15 protein-coding genes are annotated in these 18737 nt (G+C 65.1%); 12 read left to right on the top strand and 3 right to left on the bottom strand.

From position 1 onward, the window contains the following. Positions 1-29 precede the first annotated feature (29 nt). The 8 genes from QMX78_RS09965 to tkt all read left to right on the top strand — a co-directional run bounded on the left by QMX78_RS09965 (position 30) and on the right by tkt (position 10541). Positions 30-1049 (top strand): MoxR family ATPase, encoded by a 1020-nt coding sequence (locus tag QMX78_RS09965; RefSeq protein ID WP_282268963.1) that lies wholly within the window; start codon positions 30-32, stop codon positions 1047-1049. 67 nt (positions 1050-1116) lie between these two features. Beyond that, complete coding sequence (locus QMX78_RS09960; RefSeq protein ID WP_282268961.1) at positions 1117-2049, top strand: DUF58 domain-containing protein; 933 nt, start codon at positions 1117-1119, stop codon at positions 2047-2049. Continuing rightward, positions 2049-2501: a DUF4381 domain-containing protein gene (locus QMX78_RS09955; RefSeq protein ID WP_282268959.1), complete on the top strand. Its 453-nt coding sequence runs from the start codon at positions 2049-2051 to the stop codon at positions 2499-2501. Before QMX78_RS09960 ends, QMX78_RS09955 begins: the two co-directional genes overlap by 1 nt. Then, the gene (locus tag QMX78_RS09950) at positions 2501-3499 is read left to right on the top strand and encodes a VWA domain-containing protein (RefSeq protein ID WP_282268957.1); all 999 of its coding nucleotides are present in this window, start codon (positions 2501-2503) and stop codon (positions 3497-3499) included. The genes QMX78_RS09955 and QMX78_RS09950 overlap by 1 nt, the downstream gene beginning before the upstream one ends. Then, positions 3496-5307 carry a VWA domain-containing protein gene (locus tag QMX78_RS09945; protein WP_282268955.1) on the top strand — a complete coding sequence of 604 codons (1812 nt, stop codon included), beginning with the start codon at positions 3496-3498 and terminating at the stop codon, positions 5305-5307. Before QMX78_RS09950 ends, QMX78_RS09945 begins: the two co-directional genes overlap by 4 nt. Further along, complete coding sequence (locus tag QMX78_RS09940; protein WP_282268954.1) at positions 5304-6983, top strand: BatD family protein; 1680 nt, start codon at positions 5304-5306, stop codon at positions 6981-6983. Before QMX78_RS09945 ends, QMX78_RS09940 begins: the two co-directional genes overlap by 4 nt. A 58-nt stretch (positions 6984-7041) precedes the next feature. Beyond that, a complete protein-coding gene (locus QMX78_RS09935; RefSeq protein ID WP_282268953.1) occupies positions 7042-8349 on the top strand; it encodes a dicarboxylate/amino acid:cation symporter in 1308 nt (435 codons plus the stop codon). 185 nt (positions 8350-8534) lie between these two features. Further along, on the top strand, positions 8535-10541 hold the full coding sequence (gene tkt, locus QMX78_RS09930) for a transketolase (protein ID WP_282268952.1): 2007 nt from the start codon (positions 8535-8537) through the stop codon (positions 10539-10541). A gap of 346 nt (positions 10542-10887) precedes the next feature. On the opposite strand, the gene QMX78_RS09925 is transcribed toward tkt, so the two are convergent. After that, positions 10888-12846, bottom strand: a complete 1959-nt coding sequence (locus tag QMX78_RS09925) for an acetyl-CoA hydrolase/transferase C-terminal domain-containing protein (RefSeq protein WP_282268978.1) — start codon at positions 12844-12846, stop codon at positions 10888-10890. A gap of 118 nt (positions 12847-12964) precedes the next feature. Between QMX78_RS09925 and QMX78_RS09920 the strand changes: the two genes are divergently transcribed. From QMX78_RS09920 to QMX78_RS09910, 3 genes are read left to right on the top strand one after another with little or no spacing between them, the layout of a single operon-like run. Further along, complete coding sequence (locus tag QMX78_RS09920) at positions 12965-13339, top strand: BlaI/MecI/CopY family transcriptional regulator (protein ID WP_282268950.1); 375 nt, start codon at positions 12965-12967, stop codon at positions 13337-13339. Further along, positions 13326-14951, top strand: coding sequence for a TonB family protein (locus tag QMX78_RS09915; protein WP_282268948.1), 1626 nt, complete (start codon positions 13326-13328; stop codon positions 14949-14951). Before QMX78_RS09920 ends, QMX78_RS09915 begins: the two co-directional genes overlap by 14 nt. Before the next feature lies 1 nt (position 14952). Continuing rightward, the gene (locus QMX78_RS09910; RefSeq protein ID WP_282268946.1) at positions 14953-15525 is read left to right on the top strand and encodes a hypothetical protein; all 573 of its coding nucleotides are present in this window, start codon (positions 14953-14955) and stop codon (positions 15523-15525) included. Between the two features lie 36 nt (positions 15526-15561). On the opposite strand, the gene QMX78_RS09905 is transcribed toward QMX78_RS09910, so the two are convergent. Together QMX78_RS09905 and QMX78_RS09900 are read right to left on the bottom strand one after the other, a co-directional pair. Further along, on the bottom strand, positions 15562-16386 hold the full coding sequence (locus QMX78_RS09905; protein ID WP_282268945.1) for a S1/P1 nuclease: 825 nt from the start codon (positions 16384-16386) through the stop codon (positions 15562-15564). A 129-nt stretch (positions 16387-16515) separates the two neighbouring features. Further along, a complete protein-coding gene (locus tag QMX78_RS09900; protein ID WP_282268944.1) occupies positions 16516-17163 on the bottom strand; it encodes an OmpW family outer membrane protein in 648 nt (215 codons plus the stop codon). A 209-nt stretch (positions 17164-17372) separates the two neighbouring features. Between QMX78_RS09900 and gap the strand changes: the two genes are divergently transcribed. Then, complete coding sequence (gene gap, locus QMX78_RS09895) at positions 17373-18374, top strand: type I glyceraldehyde-3-phosphate dehydrogenase (protein WP_282268943.1); 1002 nt, start codon at positions 17373-17375, stop codon at positions 18372-18374. The last annotated feature ends 363 nt before the right edge of the window (positions 18375-18737 follow it).

Here is an 18737-nt window from a genome sequence, read left to right as displayed (position 1 = left end):
TTTCACCGCCGATCAGTCAAACTGCGTCTATGAACCTGCCTCCCGTGCTGCCCAATCAAGACGATGCGCCGGTCCGCGACAGCGGCCTGCATCAGGAATTCACCGCGCTGCGTGACGCCCTGGCCGGCGAGATCGTCGGCCAGTCGTTGTTGGTCGACCGGCTGCTGACCGCGCTGTTGGCGGACGGTCACCTGCTGGTGGAAGGGGCGCCTGGCCTGGCCAAGACCACGGCCATCCGTGCCTTGGCCTCGCGCGTCGACGCCAGCTTCGCGCGTATCCAGTTCACCCCGGACCTGCTGCCCGCTGACCTGACCGGCACTGACATCTGGCGTTCCCAGGAAGGTCGCTTCGAGTTCCAGGCCGGGCCGATCTTTCACCCGATCCTGCTTGCCGATGAAATCAATCGTGCCCCGGCCAAGGTGCAGTCGGCGTTGCTTGAAGCGATGGGTGAGCGCCAGGTGACCGTCGGACGCAACACCTATCCGCTGCCTGAGGTGTTCCTGGTGATGGCCACGCAGAACCCGATCGAGCAGGAAGGGACCTTCCCACTGCCCGAGGCGCAGCTGGACCGCTTCCTGATGCATGTGCGCATCGGTTACCCCGACGCCAGCGCCGAGACCGAGATCCTGCGGCTGGCACGTGAGCGTGCCTTGCGCGCGATGCGGCCGCAGCAGGTGACCATCGAGAAGATCTCGCTGCAGAAGATCGAGCAGGCGCGCCGCGAAGTGCTGGAGCTGCATATGGCACCGCAGCTGGAGCGCTATTTGATTGCGCTGGTGCTGGCCTCACGTGATGCCAGCGCGTATGACGCACAACTGGCCAAACGCATTGCCTGGGGCGCAAGCCCACGCGGTTCGATTGCGCTGGAACGCTGCGCACGTGCACGCGCCTGGTTGGCCGGTCGCGATTACGTCACCCCTGACGACATCCGGGCGGTGGCAGCCGATGTGCTGCGCCACCGCGTGCTGCCCAGCTACGAGGCTGCGGCCGAGGGCTGGGATGGCGAGCGCCTGGTGGCGGCGCTGCTTGAATGCGTGCCCCTGCCCTGAGGCTGGGTGTGATGATTGATGCCGATGATCGGATGATCACGAGGCCGCGTGTGCACGCGGGTCAGCGATGACTGCGCCCACAGCCCGGCAAGCGCAGACGAGTGCGGCCGCCGAAAGTGGCATACGTCCGCAGTTGGCCGAACTGATCGCGCTGCGCGGCGTTGCCAACGGCGGCCGCAAGGCTCGGCCTGGGCACTACGCGGTCAGCGGACGCGCGGCGTCGATGCTGCGTGGCCGTGGCATGGAGTACGCCGAGTCGCGTGAGTACGTGCCCGGCGACGATGCGCGACATATTGATTGGAAACTGACCGCACGCACCGATGCCACCCATACCAAGACGTTCCAGACCGAGCGCGAACGGGTCACCTTGTTGATTGCCGATACGGCTGCGCCGCTGTACTTCGGCACGCGCGTGCGTTTCAAGTCGGTGCAGGCTGCGCGGGCTGGTGCGGTGGCTGCGTGGTCGGCGTTGCGCGATGGCGACAGGATCGCGGCGTTGCGTGGTTCCGCGCAGCAAGCGCTGGTGCCACCGGCAGGCGGAACGCGTGGTGTATTGCGAGCGCTGGATGCACTGGTGCGCTGGTACGGTGAACGGCCCGCTGATGATGGCGGATTGCAGTTGGCGCTGGAGCAGGCTGCGCGCGTATTGCACCCCGGCGCGCGCGCGGTGGTGTTGGCTGATCCGGCCAGCGCGCAGGCCGTACCGGCCGTTACCTGGTCGGCGTTGTCGATGCATGTTGAAGTGGAGTTGGTGTTGTTGCTTGATCCCCTGGAGATTTCACCGCCGCACTGCGTATTGCCGCTTGCAACACAGTCCGGTCGAATGCGGTTGGACCTGGCTTCAGCAGCCGTGCGCGACGCGTGGCACGATGCCTTGGTCGCCCCGGTCGAGGACCTGTGCCGGCAACTGCCGGGTCGCCGTATCCGCGTCAGTACCTTGGTGAGCGACGATGCCAGCGATGCCTGGCTGGGCGCGGCGCCAAACCGGAGCGTGGGCTGATGGCCGCGCAATTGCCGCTGCGTGATGTGCACTTGCCGGCAGCGCCGGGTTGGTGGCCGTTGGCGCCGGGTTGGTGGCTGCTGATCGGTGCGGTGGTGCTGGTTGCCGTCGCAGTGCTTGCTGTTCATTTCATTCGCCGGCGCCGATTGCAGCGCTGGATGGCCCTGTTTGACCGTCAGCTACAGGCGGCGCCGCAGGGGCCTGCCAAGCTTGCCGCGGCCTCGGAGTTGCTGCGTCGCGCTGCGCGGCGGCTCGATCCACAGGCGGCGCAGCTGCAGGGCGATGCGTGGCTGCGTTTCCTCGATGGACCCAAGGGCAATGACTTCAGCGGCGGTTACGGGCATCTGCTGCTGGACGGGGGCTTCCGTCCACAGCTTGAGGTTGCGCAGGTTGAACGTGCCTGCCAGTTGGCTCGCAGCCGCTTCCTGCAGTTGATGGCCGGGCGGCGCTGATGCAGCACATGATCTCCCAATGGACGGGCCTGTTGCCGGATTTTGCGTGGCCGTGGGCATGGCTCGCGCTGCCATTGCCGCTGTTGATGCTGCTTTGGCCGCTGCGTGAACAAAGTGGTGCTGCCTTGCGCGTGCCCTACGAACCATCGCGGCTGCAGGGACAGTCGTCCTCGCGTGGCGGTGCGGTGCTGCAGACGCTGCTGCTGTGGCTGGCGTGGTTGTGCCTGTGTGCCGCATTGGCGCGCCCGCAGCAGCTGGGTGAGCCGATAGAGCCGCCGCGACAGGGGCGGCAGATGATGCTGGCGGTGGACTTGTCCGGCAGCATGAGCGAGCCGGACATGCAGCTTGGCGGCCAGGTGGTGGACCGTCTGACGGCTGCCAAGGCCGTGCTGGCGGATTTTCTCGAGCGCCGTGAAGGCGATCGCATCGGCCTGCTGGTGTTCGGCCAGCGTGCCTACGCATTGACGCCGTTGACCGCCGACCGTGCCACCGTGCGTGATCAACTTCGTGACAGTGTGGTTGGCCTGGCTGGGCGCGAGACCGCATTGGGCGATGCGATCGCGCTGTCGGTCAAGCGCCTGCGCGAACAACCGCAGGGGCAGCGCGTGCTGATCGTGTTGACCGACGGCGTCAATACCGCCGGCGTGCTGGAGCCGCTGAAGGCGGCCGAGCTGGCCAAGGCCGAAGGCGTGCGCGTCTACACCATCGCCTTTGGCGGCAGCGGCGGCATGTCCTTGTTCGGCGTGCAGTTGCCCGGTGCCGATGACCAGGTGGACGAAGCTACATTGACCAAGGTGGCCGATGAAACCGGCGGTCGCTTCTTCCGCGCCCGCGACACCGATGAACTGGTCAACATCTATGCCGAACTGGACCGGCTGGAGCCGGTGAAGGATGCCGGACCTGCAGTGCGACCACGCATCGAACGCTATCCCTGGCCGTTGGCGTTTTCCTTGTTGCTGGGAGTGGTGGCATTGGCCTGGCGGGGGCTGCGGTCATGATCAATTGGCAGGATCTGCACTTTCTGCGCCCGGAGTGGCTGTGGGCTTTGTTGCTGGTGCCGGCCGCCTTGCTGGGTAGCTGGTGGCGGCGTCAGCGCAGCGCGCGTTGGCACGAGGCGGTGGACCCGCACCTGCTGGCCCACCTGCTTGCTGATGGCGGCAAGCGCGGATGGTGGGGTAGCGCGGCGTTGGCACTTGGCTTGACGTTGGCGGTGCTCGCGCTTGCCGGCCCGAGTTGGCGGCAGCTGGAACAACCACTATGGGAATCGAAGACGCCGCTGGTGATCGTGCTTGACCTGTCCAGCAGCATCCGCGCCACCGACCTGCCGCCGTCGCGCTTGCTGCAGGCACGGGCGAAGCTGGCCAGCCTGCTGCGTGAGCGCAAGGGCGGCGAAGTGGCCTTGGTCGCTTTCGCCTATGAGCCATTCACCGTGGCACCGCTGACCGATGACGCGGCCAACGTGGCGCTGTTCCTGGATGCCTTGGCGCCGGAAGTGATGCCGGCCGATGGCCAGCGTCCGGACAAGGCATTGCGCTGGGCTGGCGATCTGTTGAAGCGGTCCGGCGCGCGCAAGGGCGAGATCCTGTTGCTGAGCGATCACGCTGATGCAGCGGCGGTGGCGGAGGCCGGCAAACTGCGCGTCGCCGGTTACCGGGTCTCGGCGATCGGTCTTGGCAGCCTGCAGGGCGCGTCTTATCGGGATCCGCGTGGGGCGATTGAACAAGCGCACCTGGATGAAGCGTCATTGCGCGCGTTGACGGCAGCCGGCGGTGGCGGCTACCAGCGCATTGCAAGCACCTCGGCGGACCTGCAGGCCTTGGGCGTGCTGGAACCGACGGACGGTGCGCAGGATCGTGAGCAGCTGGCCAGCGCTGGCAAGCAGTGGCAGGACGAGGGCTATTGGTTGTTGCCGCCGCTGCTGTTGCTGGCGGTGTTCGCGTTCCGTCGTCCACGCCGGGTGCTGCCGGCACTTGCGCTATGCCTGATGCTGCCGGTGTTGCAGCCTGCACATGCGGCCGAGCAGGGCGGCTGGTGGCAGCGTGCCGACCAGCGCCAGCACCAGCGTCTGGGTGAAGGTGTGGAAGCGTACCGTCTTGGTGATTTCGCCACCGCGCAGAAAAAATTCGAAGGCATCGACAGCGAGCAGGGCTGGTACAACCTTGGCAACGCGCTTGCCCGCCAAGGCAAGTACGACGAAGCCATCGCTGCCTACGATCGCGCACTGAAGGCGCATCCCGGGATGCAGGACGCGGTGGCCAACCGTGCCGCGGTGGATGCCGCGCGCAAGCACAAGTCGCAGCAGGGCCAGCAAGGCAATCAGCAGAACCCGTCCAAGCCGCAGCAAGGAAAGGACCAGCCCGGGCAGCAGAGTCCGCCACAGAACGGGCAGCAGGATCCTTCGCAGCAGAATCAACAAGGCCAACAGCAAGGGCAGCAGGGTCAGCCGCAGCAGGGTCAGCAATCGAACCCGCCGCAACAGGGCCAGCAGTCCCCTGAGCGCAATCCGCAGGCGGATGGCAAATCGTCATCCGGCAAGGATCAGCAGCAGCCACAGAGCGAAGATGCCAGCAGGCAGGAGCAGGCCGATCAAGCGCAGAGTCAGCGCATGGCCGAGGCCATCCGTCAGCAACAGGCGCGTGAAGGTGAGCAGCAGGACGCGGCCGCGCTGGCGGCAATGACACCGGCGCAGCGTGAGCAGCAACAGGCCGTGGAGGCGTGGATGCAGCGCGTGCCGGATGAGCCGGGCGATTTGTTGAAGGCGAAATTCCAGCTCGAATACGAGCGGCGGATGCGGGAAAAACGATGAGAAAGAATCACACCGGCAGCGCCATGCAGCTTTGGCTGTTGCTCGGCCTGCTGACTGTCACCGGACTGTTGCAGGCGCAGACACGTGCCTGGTTGGACCGCGACAGCATCAAGCAGAATGAGTCGGTCACGCTGACCATCGAAACCGACCAGTCCGGCAGCCCGGACTATGCACCGCTGGAAGCCGACTTCGTGCTGGGTGCACAGAACAGCAGCCGCCAGCTGCAGGTGGGCGGTGGCGCTTCGCGCAACTACGCCCAGTACGCGGTGGCGCTGACACCGCGCCGCACCGGCATGCTCGACATCCCGGCGCTGCGCGTGGGGGGCGGCAGCACCACGCCCTTGCTGGTGAAGGTTGAGGAGGCGCCGGTCGCCAGCCGTGACGGCAATGCCCTCGCTTTCATCGAGACCGAGGTCGATGACAAGCAGCCCTACGTGCAGCAGAGTGTGGGTGTGGTGGTACGGCTGTACTTCGCCACCCAGCTGGCGTCTGGCGAACTGGTGCTGGATACCCCGGCTGCGGCGTCGTTGCAGCGCGTTGGCGATGACCGCACTTCCGTGCGCGAAGTCGGTGGGCGTCGCTACAACGTGGTCGAGCGTCGTTTCCTGTTGATTCCAGAGCGCAGCGGCCCCTTGCAGATTGCAGGTGCCCGTTTCAGCGGGCAGGGCGCAGGTGGCTTCTTTGACGATTTCTTCGGCCGCGACAATGGCCAGCTCAGCGCCCGTGGTCCCGACCAGACCTTGCAGGTGCGCGCGACACCCGCCGATGCGGCGCAACCGTGGCTGCCACTGAAGAACCTGCAACTGCGCTATACCGCCGCGCCCAACAGCGGGCGTACCGGTGAGGCGATTGCGATCGAAGTGGAGGCAATCGCCAGCGGTGCCACCAAGGCACAGTTCCCGGAGTTGCCGGTGCCGTCGTTGGGCGACAGTGCACAGGTGTTCGCCGAGCCACCGCAGTACGATGAAACCTTCGAGGGTTCCAGCCCGCAGTTGAAGTTGACCCGGCGCTATTCGATCGTGCCGCAGCAGGCCGGCGTGCTGAGCGTGCCGGGGATACAGATGCAATGGTGGGACGTGGCGGCAGGACAGGCGCGCAGCACCTCGCTGCCTGCGTTGTCGTTGCAGGTGGCCCAAGGCAGCAGCAGCGGTATGGTCGCGCCGCCACTGGTGCAGCCGGCAGTGGCCGGGTCTGCCGCAGTGGCTGCAGGCAACGCGCTGGCGGGGTCTCCGGACGGCGGGAGCACGTGGCTGTGGCCGGCGCTGGCGGCCGGTTTCGCCTTGTTGTGGCTGGCCACGCTGATCTGGGGGCTGTCGCGCCGGCATGCTCCAGCGGTGGCCCGCGGCGGGCCTGCAGCGCAAACGGCCAGCGCTGGTTCGCGCTACAGCACGGCAGACCTGCGCCGCGCCCTGGATGCGGGCAGCCTGGACGAGGTGGCACACATACTTGCAGCGATGGGCGGAGTGGATGGTCTCGACGCGGTGCTGCAGAAACTGGATGACCCGGCACAACGCGATGCGCTGCAACGCATGCAGCGTGCCCGCTGGGGCGGCGAGGGCGACGTGAGCGCCGCGCGAGCGCAGTTGCGCGAGGTATTCAAGGCCGGTCCGCGCTGGCGGCAAACCACAGTGGTGGAAAAACCGTTGTTGGACCCTCTCTATCCAGGACAAGGCTGAAAAAGGCGGTTGTACATCGTCTGTTAAGCTGACCCATTCTCTGGAGGGAAACCCACTTATGGCCAATGCCGCCAAGACCACCGCCAAAATGCCGTTCCACTGGAAGATAGGGATCGGCTTCGGCTTCGGTCTGCTGCTGGGCCTGATCGTCCACCTCGTCAGTCCTGACGCGGCGTGGGTGCACGCGGTGACCACCTACCTGACCACGCCGGTTTCCGGGCTGTTCCTGAGCCTGATCTTCATGCTGATCGTCCCGCTGATCTTCTCGGCGCTGGTGATGGGCGTGTCGGAGATGGGCGATATCCGCTCGCTGGGCCGTATTGGCTGGAAGTCGCTGGCATACACGATCGTGCTGTCTGGCGTGGCCGTCCTGATCGGCCTGGTGCTGGTCAATCTGTTCCAGCCCGGCGCCGGTGTTGACCCGGCAGTAGCCGCCAAGCTGCTGGCCGAGAATGCCGAGCGCAGCAAGGCGATCATGGCTGGCGCCGGCACCGCGCCCAAGGGCCTGGACATGCTGCTGTCGATCGTTCCCGACAACGTGCTCGACGCGGCATCGGACAACGGCAAGATCCTGTCGCTGATGTTCTTCGCGCTGATGCTGGGCATCGGCATGGTGCTGTCGCCTGCGGAAAAGGTGGCTACGCTGCGCAAGGGCATCGAGGGCCTGTTCGAGATCTCGATGACCCTGATCAACCTGGTCATCCGCCTGGCGCCGTATGCCGTGGCCTGCTTCATGTTCAACCTGGCGGCCATCTTTGGCTTCGATCTGTTGATCAAGCTGGGCGCCTATGTGGGCGTGGTGGTGCTGGCACTGGCCACCCACATGTTCGTCAGCTACGGCATCGCGGTGAAGCTGGCCGGACGCTCGCCCATCCAGTTCTTCCGGCAGACCCAGGAAGCCATGGTGATGGCGTTCTCCACCGCGTCCTCCAATGCGACCCTGCCGACCGCGCTGCGCGTGGCCGACCAGATGGGCTTCCCGCACAAGGTCTCGCGCTTCGTGCTGACCGTCGGCGCTACTGCCAACCAGAACGGCACCGCGCTGTTCGAGGGCGTGACGGTGATCTTCCTGGCGCAGTTCTTCGGCGTGGACCTGAGCATCGGCCAGCAGTTCATGGTGATGGTGGTCTGCATCCTCGGTGGTATCGGTACCGCCGGTGTGCCCTCGGGCTCGCTGCCGGTGGTGGCGCTGATCTGTGCCATGGTCGGCGTCAACCCTGCCGGTATCGGCCTGATCCTGGGCGTGAACCACTTCCTGGACATGTGCCGTACCGCGCTGAACGTGACCGGTGACCTGGCCCTGACCACCCTGGTGGCGCGCGGCGAGAGTGATGACAGCATTGGAAGGCATCATCCGCAGGAGTGATTGTCTCCCGGTAGTTGTAGTGAGAAACGGCCGCCCTGTTCAGGGTGGCCGTTTTGCTTGGGCATGTTCCTGTCAGGCGAAACCAATCCAAACTACCGTCAGCTTTTACGAACTGATCCCAGCAGTCGCTTGTGGGACAATAGGCCGCCCGCAGTTCCGCGGGAGCCTCCTGATTCTGACGACCCATGACGCAGCCCACCCGCCGCCAGTTGGCGAACGCCATCCGTTTCCTTGCCGCTGATGCGGTAGAAGCCGCCAAGTCCGGTCATCCCGGCATGCCGATGGGCATGGCCGATATCGCCGAAGTGCTCTGGAACGACTATCTCCGTCACAACCCGAACAACCCGAAGTGGTTCAACCGTGACCGTTTCGTGCTGTCCAACGGTCACGGCTCAATGCTGCACTACGCGCTGCTGCACCTGAGCGGCTACGACCTGCCGATCGAAGAACTGAAGGCCTTCCGCCAGCTGGGCAGCAAGACCGCCGGCCACCCGGAGCGTCATGAAACCCCGGGCGTGGAAACCACCACCGGTCCGCTGGGTCAGGGCCTGGCCAACGCCGTGGGCTTCGCGCTGGCGGAGAAGCTGCTGTCGCAGCGCTACAACCGCCCGGAATTCGAAGTCGTCGACCACCGCACCTGGGTGTTCATGGGCGACGGCTGCCTGATGGAAGGCATCTCGCACGAAGCCGCATCGCTGGCCGGTACCTGGGGCCTGAACAAGCTGGTCTGCTTCTGGGACGACAACAACATCTCCATCGACGGTGAAGTGGAAGGCTGGTTCACCGACGACACCCCGGCACGCTTCGAGTCCTATGGCTGGAACGTGGTGCGCGGCGTCGACGGCCACGATCCGGAAAGCATCAAGGCCGGCATCGAGCAGGCGCTGTCGCAGTTCGACAAGCCGACCCTGATCTGCTGCAAGACCACCATTGGTTTTGGCTCGCCGAACAAGGCCGGCCAGGAATCCAGCCACGGCGCACCGCTGGGCAAGGACGAACTGGAAGCCACCCGCAAGGCACTGAACTGGGCCTACGCTCCGTTCGAGATCCCGGAAGAAATCTATGCCGGCTGGCGCGCTGGCGGCACCGGCACCCTGCGCCAGGCCGAGTGGGAGCAGCTGTTCGACAAGTACGCTGCACAGTTCCCGGCCGATGCCGACGAACTGACCCGCCGTTCGCACGGCGAGCTGCCGGCTGACTTCATTGCCCAGGCCGATGCCTACATCGCCCAGGTGCAGGCCGAAGCGCCGAACATCGCCTCGCGCAAGGCCTCGCAGAACGCCATCCAGGCTTTCGCACCGCTGCTGCCGGAAATCATCGGCGGCTCGGCTGACCTGGCCGGTTCCAACCTGACCCTGTGGAAGGGTGCGCAGACCGTGGTCGGCGAAGACCCGCATGCCAACTACGTGCACTACGGCGTGCGTGAGTTCGGCATGAGCGCGATTGCCAATGGCCTGGCCCTGCACGGCGGTTTCCTGCCGTTCGATGCCACCTTCCTGGTGTTCAGCGACTACGCCCGCAACGCGCTGCGCATGAGCGCGTTGATCCCGGCGCATGTCATCCACGTGTTCACCCACGACTCGATCGGCCTGGGCGAAGACGGCCCGACCCACCAGCCGGTGGAGCACGTGTCCTCGCTGCGCTACATCCCCAACAACGATGTGTGGCGTCCCTGCGATGCGGCCGAATCGGCGGTCAGCTGGAAGGCTGCCATCGTCCGCAAGGATGGCCCGAGCTGCCTGATCTTCAGCCGCCAGAACCTGGCCCCGCAGCCGCGTACGGCCGAGCAGGTGCAGCAGATCGAACGCGGTGGTTACGTGTTGGCTGACGCCGCCGGTACCCCGGACGTGATCCTGATCGGCACCGGTTCGGAAATTGGTCTGGCCGTGGCCGCCAAGGCCGAGCTGGACGCTGCCGGCATCAAGACCCGCGTGGTGTCGATGCCGTGCACCGACGTGTTCGATCGCCAGGACGCTGCTTACCGCGAGTCCGTGCTGCCGAATGCCGTGCGCAAGCGCGTTGCGGTCGAAGCCGGCGTCACCGGTTTCTGGCGCCAGTACGTGGGCCTGGACGGTGCAGTCATCGGTCTGGACACCTTCGGCGCATCGGCCCCGGCCGACAAGCTGTACAAGCACTTCGGCATCACCACCGAAGCGGTTGTGGCAGCTGCCAAGGCGCAGGTCGCGGGCTGATAGCCCTACATCGCAAGATTGGACAAAGGCCGGGGAAACCCGGCCTTTGTTTTGGCTCCGCCCCAACTGTAGTGCCGAGCCATGCTCGGCAGGGGCTTGCCCAGCAAAAGGCCAACTCCTCCCCAAGCCTCCCCTTCGCTGCGCGGAAGGGAGGGAGCAGATCTGTAGTGCCGAGCCATGCTCGGCAAGGGGCTTTCCCGATATTCCGACCAATGTAGGAGCAGCGTAAGCCGCGAAGCTGAGAACCCTTGGCTACCGATGCCAATATCGATTGTCAGCTTCGCGGCTTACGCCGCTCCTACAAAACCGGTCTTCTCTGTGTGCGATCAGATTGTGATGCACACCATCAAGCTTTCCCCACAGTCCGCGCCAGACCAACCCGCAGCAACCCGGCATTGAGCCGCTCGCCAAAACTGGCAGGCCGCTCCAGACCCATCCGCTGCATATACATCGCATCGTTCTCGGCAGGCGCTTGGCGCAAGGCTGCGACGACGGTGCGCAGCTTGCCCATCGGCGTCGCAGTCGCCGATTTCAGCCAGCCCAAGGCGCGTACCAGATCCTGTTCAACGGCATCGAAGTCACTGCCCAGCGGGTAGTCCGGCAGACTGCCATCGGCACGGAACGGGGCAAGTTTTGCGCGCAGCACCTCGGCGCGGTTCTGTTGCCACTGTGCTGGCGCGCTGAAGTTGGCAGCGAGTTTCTTCGAAGCCTTGGCTTGATCCAACAGCGCCGGCTGGAATGCCGCATCGGTGATGCTGCTCATCGCGGCCACGCAATCCTCGTCGGTGAGGTTGCGCAGGTCGGCGATGCCGTACTCGTTGACGAAGACATCGCGCAGATGGCGGGGGATCGTGGTGTGGCCGTAGTTCCAGCGCACATTGGAGTGCGGCTTGCCGCCATCCTCGCGCGTCGCACGGAACATCAGGATGCTGCGTGCATCGGGCAGGGCATGCGCCATCGCCACGAAGTTGTACTGGCCACCGACGCCGGAGACCACGCGGCCATCTTCCAATGCATCCGATGCCGCTGCGCCAAGCGCGCTGGCGATCATGCAGGAGTTGAAGAAGCGCGCATCGCGGCGCTGCAGGCGTTCCAACGCTTCGTTGCCGCCGTAGAGTTGGTTGATCTCACTGATGCGGCGCATGCCGATGGCGGCGCGTTCTGCATCGGGGAGATTGCGCAGCCAGTCGTAGAATTCGGATGAGCCCAGATAGAAGGCACCGTGCAGGTACTCACCTTCGCGTGCCAGTCGGCCGCGGTCACCATTGCTGGCAGTGCCGTCGGCCAGGCGCTGCATCAGGCCAAGATCGTCATGCACCTTGCGCCAGATCACGCCGGTCTGCACCAGCTTGCGGAAGCCTTCGTTGAGCATCTCGCTGCAGCCATACAGGCCGATCTCGAACGGCCCCAGCCCACCTGCTTCATGCACCAACGGGTGCTCGGCGATCTGCGGATCCAGCGCATGCAGGACTTGCCGGTAGCGTGCGTTGTCGGTATGCCGCAGCACCAGCGCATGGCTGAGCGCGTCGGCCAGGGTGCCGATGCCGATCTGCAAGGTGCCGCCATCGCGCACCAGGGTGCTGGCATACAGGCCGATGGCGTAGTCGGCATCGCTGACCGGCTGCCGCGGCAGGCCAAACAGCCGCGGGTAGGGACCGGGAGGGGTGATCACCAGATCGAAGAAGTCCGGATCAACGGCGGCGGTGCCGCCCAGCCACGGCAGTTGCGGATCAATCTCGGCAATCAACAAGGGCTTGGGCAGGCCGCGCCTGGCGATGGCATCCAAGGTGTCCTGGGTGATGTCGTTGTTGCACGACAGCGAGAGCTGATGGCTGCCTTCGCGGTAGGCCACTTTCTGCACGATGGCATTCGGCGCGCGCTGCGCTACCGCATCGGCGGCATGCGTGTAGTTGAGGCTGGTGTAGTAGCGCTGCGCCTGCGTCGACCGCAGCAAAGCACCGGATTGCATGTAGAACTCTTCGACCTGCACATGTGCAGGCAACGCATCGCGGGCGATGGCGTCGGAGTAGGCAAGGCGCGGAAAGTCGGTGCCGAAGTGGCGCTCGACGAACGGGCGCATGAAACGCGCTTCCAAACCATCGCCTTTGGCCTGCGGCGGGTTCAGTGACAGCGCGGTATACAACTGCAGCGGCCGCGCCGGGTCGTGTTCGATACGCGCGTACAAGGCATTGAGCAAACGGTGCGGTTTGCCCAGCGCCAGTGGGGCGCCGATGCGCAGTGGGCCTTGGATGTTGCTCAGCAGCCAGTCCACGGCGGCGTCGAGGTCGGTCACGTGATGGGGCATGGTGTCCGGTATCTGCGGGGGTATCGGCATTACAGCATGTCCCCCCTGAATCACTTGGTGAGGGCTTGACAGGGCTTTCGTTTACTCGTGTAATCGTAAAAAATTACAGGCGTAAACGATGATCCGTATCAGCGAGGCCGAGGCCGTTGTCATGGAAGTCCTCTGGGGGCAGCACCCGCTGTCTGCAGACGAGGTCATCGCGCGACTGCCCGGCGGCAATGACTGGGCCGAAGCCACGGTCAAGACCCTGCTCAACCGCCTGCTCAACAAGGCCGCGATCAGTGCAACCAAGGAAGGGCGGCGTTTCCTGTACACGCCGCTGGTGCAGCGCGATGCCTGGTTGCTGGAGGAGAGCAGCAGCCTGATCGAGCGCCTGTTTGATGGCCGGGTTGCGCCGCTGGTCGCCCATTTCAGCCAGCACCAGCGGCTCAGCCGCGAGGACGTGGCCGAGCTGCGCAAACTGCTGGAGGGGCTCGACGATGAGCAGCACTGAGATCCTTGCGCTGCTGCTGAAGACCACCTTGGCCAGCAGTGCGGCGGTTGCGCTGGCACTGATACTGCGCCGGCCGCTGCGGCGCTGGCTCGGGGCAAGTGCTGCTTACCTGCTGTGGCTGCTGCTGCCGGCGACGCTGCTGGCGGTGCTGTTGCCGGCACCACAGGTGGCCCCCGTGCCGATGCGGGTGAGTGAAGTAGCTGTGCAGGTTGGGCAGGCGGTGGTCGCTGGTCCCGCCGTGATAGCGCATTGGCCGCTGTGGCTGTGCTGTGCATGGCTCGCCGGGGTGTTGCTGATGGCGTTGCGCCTGTATCGCCAGCAGCGGCAATTCCAGCAGGGGCTGGGGCGGCTCAGCCAACGCGATGACGGATTGTGGCAGGCGCAGGCAGTGGCGGGCTTGCCTGCGGCGATGGGTTTGTTGCGCCCGCGGATCGTGCTGCCGGCTGGCTTCGAGCAACGCTATCTGCCGATCGAGCAGCAACTGGTGCTGCTGCATGAGCGCGTGCATCTGCAACGCGGTGACATCGCGATCAACGCACTGCTGGCGCTGTTGCAGTGCCTGTACTGGTTCAACCCGCTGTTGTTGTTCGCACTGCGTTGCTGCCGCGAGGACCAGGAATTGTCCTGCGATGAACGTGTGATTGCCCGGGTGTCGGGCGCACGCCGCAGTTACGGCGAGGCCATGCTCAAGACCGGGCTGGCCGCGTCCCCGTTGCCGGTGGGGTGTCACTGGCAGAACCATCATCCATTGAAGGAGCGTATTGCCATGTTGAAGCGTCCCGTACCGGGCAGGAAGCAGTGGTGTGCCATGTTGGTGCTGTCGTTGGGCTTGTCGTCCGCTTTCGGCTATACCGCCTGGGCCGCGCAGCCGGGCAATGCAGTCTCCACGTCCTCATCGACGTCCACGTCTTCTTCTTCATCGACATCCACGACGACCGGCAAGGGCACGGTGTACGCAACCTTCGTGGAAGCGACGCTGGAAGGCACCAGGCAGCGTTTCGAGCTGCAGCAATCGGCAGGCATGCCGTTTTCCTTCAGTGCCAGCTCGGACAAGGGCGTGCAGTGGGCGGCGGAATTCACCCTGCAGCCGGCCGCCGATGGCATGCTCACGCTGAAAGGCACGCTGAAGGCAAACGGGGACCTGATTTCGTCGCCGACCTTGCTGATCAAGCCCGATGTGGCCGCAGGCATCGAAGTATCCACCGCCGACGGGCGCTCGACCTGGGCGCTGGAGCTGCGTTCGATCGCCTTGGCGGCGCGGGACCTGGCCGTCGTATCGGCAGCGTCCGGCAAGGCCGAGCAGGTCGGCTTGCCGAGTGCCGGGCGGATGCCGCCGCCCAGCTATCCGCGCGAAGCCATGGACAGTCGCACCACGGGCAAGGTGGTGCTGCGTATCGCGGTGGATGCCGAAGGGCGGGCAACCGATGTCGTCGTCACCGAGGCGCATCCCAAGGGAGTGTTCGAGGAGGTATCGATTGCCGCCGCACGGCAGTGGCGCTTCACGCCGGCGATGAAGGACGGCAAGCCGGTTGCCGGGCTCATCCGGGTGCCGATCTCGTTTGATATGGATGATGAAGACATGCACTACACCGAAAACCAGAGCAGGGGCTGAGGTGCGCGGGCATGCCGCGGTGCTGGCCGCGTTGATGCTCGCCGGCTGTGCGACGCAGCCGCAGAAAGAGCAGGCGAGTAGCAGTTTCAACCTCAACCAGCACAGGCAGATGCTGACGCCGGAATCTTCCGGTGGTGCAGGCGAGATACAGCCCTATCAGTTGGCCGCCACGGAAAGCTTTCGCATGCCGGTTGCCGTTACGGCCGATGATCCGGTGTTGCCGTTGGAATACGCCAAACGGTCGCTGGATGCCACCACGGTATGCGTGAATGTCATCCTTGATGCGCAGGGGCGGGTGGAACGCAGCGCGCCGCTGTTGGCGCATTCGGCCTGCGGTGCGGGAAGTGACACGGCTAATGCAGGCTTGCTGCAGGCTGCGCTGGCCGCCACTTCGGGGTGGTCGTTCGAGCCGGCTGCGGTCTGTCATTACGCTGCCGGTGTGCAGGCGCCGTCGAACGGTGACTGCGGCACTGCCTCACGCATCGAGGCGGTGCCGGTAACCCTGGCCTATGCCTTCACCTTCGAAGTGATCGAGGGCAGGGCGATGGTGCGGCGCGAAGACGGTTTGCACTGAACATGCGCCTGCACCTGGGGCAGGCGCGTTGATTGCTCAGGGAGTATCGAGCAGCCGGTTCAACAAGGCGGCCAGCTGTTCGCCGCCCAGACGAAGCTGTGCTTCGGCAATCGGTTCCCACACAGCGGTGTAACGCTCGTCGATCTTGTGACCGTCCGGGTACAGGCCTTTGCGGGTTGCGATGCGGCAGGTCTGCTCGGCCCACAGGGCGGGATCGCGCTGCAGGTCTGGTGTGCGCACCCCGCTGGGGGCAGGCAGCACCTGCAGGCGCTGCAGGAACTGGTCATCGTTCAGCTGCAGCGGATAGAACATGCCGCTGTCCCAGACCGAGTGCAGGTTGGTACCGCGGCCGTTGAACTGCAACTGGTAATTGTTGCCGCCGCGGTCGTGGCCGTAGCCGGCGTGCAGCGGCTGGTGCAGGTCACCAACCAGATGCACGACGAACTTGAGCGCCTGCAGGCGTTCGGCGTCGCTTAGCTGGCGGTTGGCCAGGATTTCACTCTGCTGCTGCAGGGCGCCGACCACGCAGTTGCCGTTCCGGCAGTGCTTGGTCGGGGAGAAGTTGCAGCCGTCTTCAGCCATGTTGACGTAGTGCCAGCCGGCCGAGCGCTTGCCCAGGTCTGGATCGCTGGCACGCAGCTGGTCGGCCCAGGGCGCGATGCTGCTGAGGCTGGCGCCAGGCTCGCTAGCCAACAGTCGATCGATTTCGGCCTTGGCCTGGGGGTCCAGGCGGGTTTCGGCGACCCGAGCGACCAGGCGGTGGCCTTGCGCGCCCCATGCCAATGCCTGGCCGGGGAGGGTTGCGGAGACAGCTATGGCGATGCCCAGTGCCGGCATCAGGAGACGGTGGAGCTTGTTCATGCCGCCATTCTAACGGCTGTGCTGCCATCGGCTACGTGCGCCAGATGGCGAAACACGCCCCCGGTTGTGGCCGGGGGCGTGTTCGCTGGGGGAGGGCAATATCTACTTACCCAGCAACTGCGGCCAGCCTCAGAACTTGAAGACGTATGCCACGCCGTAGACCAGCGGATCGATCTTGGCGGTGCCCAGCTTGTTGCCGTTGACCTTCACCTTGGTGTCGATGTCGGCCCAGCGCATGTCAACGCGCAGCGCGCCCTTGTCGCTGACGGCGAAGTCCAGGCCAGCGTGCGCAGCCAGGCCCCACGAGTCTTCCAGCTTGAGCTTGGTGCCAGCCAGCGCGCCCTTGCTGTCGGTGCTGAAGAACTTGGTGTAGTTCACGCCCAGGCCGACGAACGGGGTGACCTTGCTGCTGTTGGCGAAGTGGTACTGCAGCGAGACCACCGGCGGCAGCTGCTTGGTTTCGCCGACCTTGCCGACGCCGTCGATGCTGACATCGTGCTTGAACGGCAGCGCGCCCAGCACTTCGATGCCCACGTTATCGGCGACGAAATATTCGAACGTGATGGTCGGCTTGACGTCGCTGTCGACCTTGGTGGACAGCTTGCCCAGGCCCAGCGCGGCGCCATTCAGATCGCCGGCATCGGACTTCGGGTCAACCGCGTGGACGCCGACGCCCAGGGTCCAATCACCCTTGGACTGGGCCATGGCGGGGGCAGCGGCAGCCAGGGACACGGCGGCGGCCATGGCGGAAAGCAGCAGGGCGGAGGTCTTGCGCATGTGTAATTCCGTTACTTGGTGGAGGTGGCGCCAGTGTCCGGTCAGCGCCCGGGTACCGCTTTGATCCTGATCAAACAGGGGTTTGCGCTCAGCTGGCACTCAGCTGCGGTGGCACGGCCGACGGCCACGGCGCGGGCATGTGTCCTGTTAGAATGGCCTCCCCTTTCCACCCCGCCGCAACGGTTTTGCGGCTGCAGGAGCTTGTGAACATGGCAATCAAGGTCGGCATCAACGGTTTCGGTCGCATCGGGCGCAATGTGCTGCGTTCGGCAGTGTTGAACTTCGGCAACGACATCGAGATCGTGGCCATCAATGATCTGCTGGAGCCGGATTACCTGGCCTACATGCTCAAGTACGACTCCGTGCATGGCCGTTTCAAGGCCGACGTGGAAGTGTCGGGCAGCGACCTGCTGGTCAACGGCAAGAAGATCCGCCTCACCCAGGAACGCGACCCGGCCAACCTGAAGTGGGACGAAGTGGGCGTGGACGTGGTGATCGAGTCCACCGGCCTGTTCCTGACCAAGGAAACCGCGCAGAAGCACCTGGACGCGGGCGCCAAGAAGGTGATCCTGTCGGCCCCGTCCAAGGACGACACGCCGATGTTCGTGTTCGGCGTGAACCACAAGACCTACGCCGGCCAGAGCATCGTCTCCAACGCGTCGTGCACCACCAACTGCCTGGCCCCGCTGGCCAAGGTCATCAACGACAAGTGGGGCATCAAGCGTGGCCTGATGACCACCGTGCACGCTGCCACTGCTACCCAGAAGACCGTTGACGGCCCGTCCAACAAGGATTGGCGCGGCGGCCGCGGCATCCTGGAAAACATCATTCCGTCCTCCACCGGTGCTGCCAAGGCCGTGGGCGTGGTGATCCCGGAATTGAACAAGAAGCTGACCGGCATGAGCTTCCGCGTGCCGACCTCGGACGTGTCGGTGGTCGACCTGACCGTCGAGCTGGAGAAGGAAGCCACCTACGCTGAAATCTGCGCCGAAGTAAAGGCACAGAGCGAAGGCGCGCTGAAGGGCATCCTCGGTTACACCGAAGACAAGGTGGTTGCCACCGACTTCCGTGGCGAGACCCACACCTCCGTGTTCGACGCCGAAGCCGGCATCGCCCTGGACGGCACCTTCGTCAAGCTGGTCAGCTGGTACGACAACGAGTGGGGCTACTCCAACAAGTGCCTGGAAATGGTGCGCGTCGTCGCCGCCTGATCCTCGCAATAGTCGCAAACAGAACGGGCGCCGAAAGGCGCCCGTTCTGCTTCTGAGCCCTCCCTTTTCACCGCAGGCGAAGGGGGGAGAAGGCCGCTTGCACGCCACTGGCGTGCGGCCTGATGAATGACCGAAGGCTGCTGCTGGCGCGTACCTTGCGCGGGCTTGAGCGTGATGGTGATACCGGGGAAGTCTCGCTGGAAGCCTGACGCTGTCCACTCGCCACCCGACAATCTAGCCGACGCCAGTGTTGCGTGGACAGCGTTCGGTGTGGGAGCGGCGTAAGCCGCGAAGCTGAGGCTGCTGAAACCCTTGGTATGTGTGCCATCTGATGATCTACCGGCTTGGCGGGGGGGGGACGCG

The organism is Stenotrophomonas sp. PS02298, from assembly GCF_029959445.1.
In the GTDB taxonomy this organism is placed as follows: domain Bacteria; phylum Pseudomonadota; class Gammaproteobacteria; order Xanthomonadales; family Xanthomonadaceae; genus Stenotrophomonas.
The sequence above is the reverse complement of the archived record's forward strand: the minus strand, read 5'-3'. Positions and strand labels throughout refer to the sequence as shown.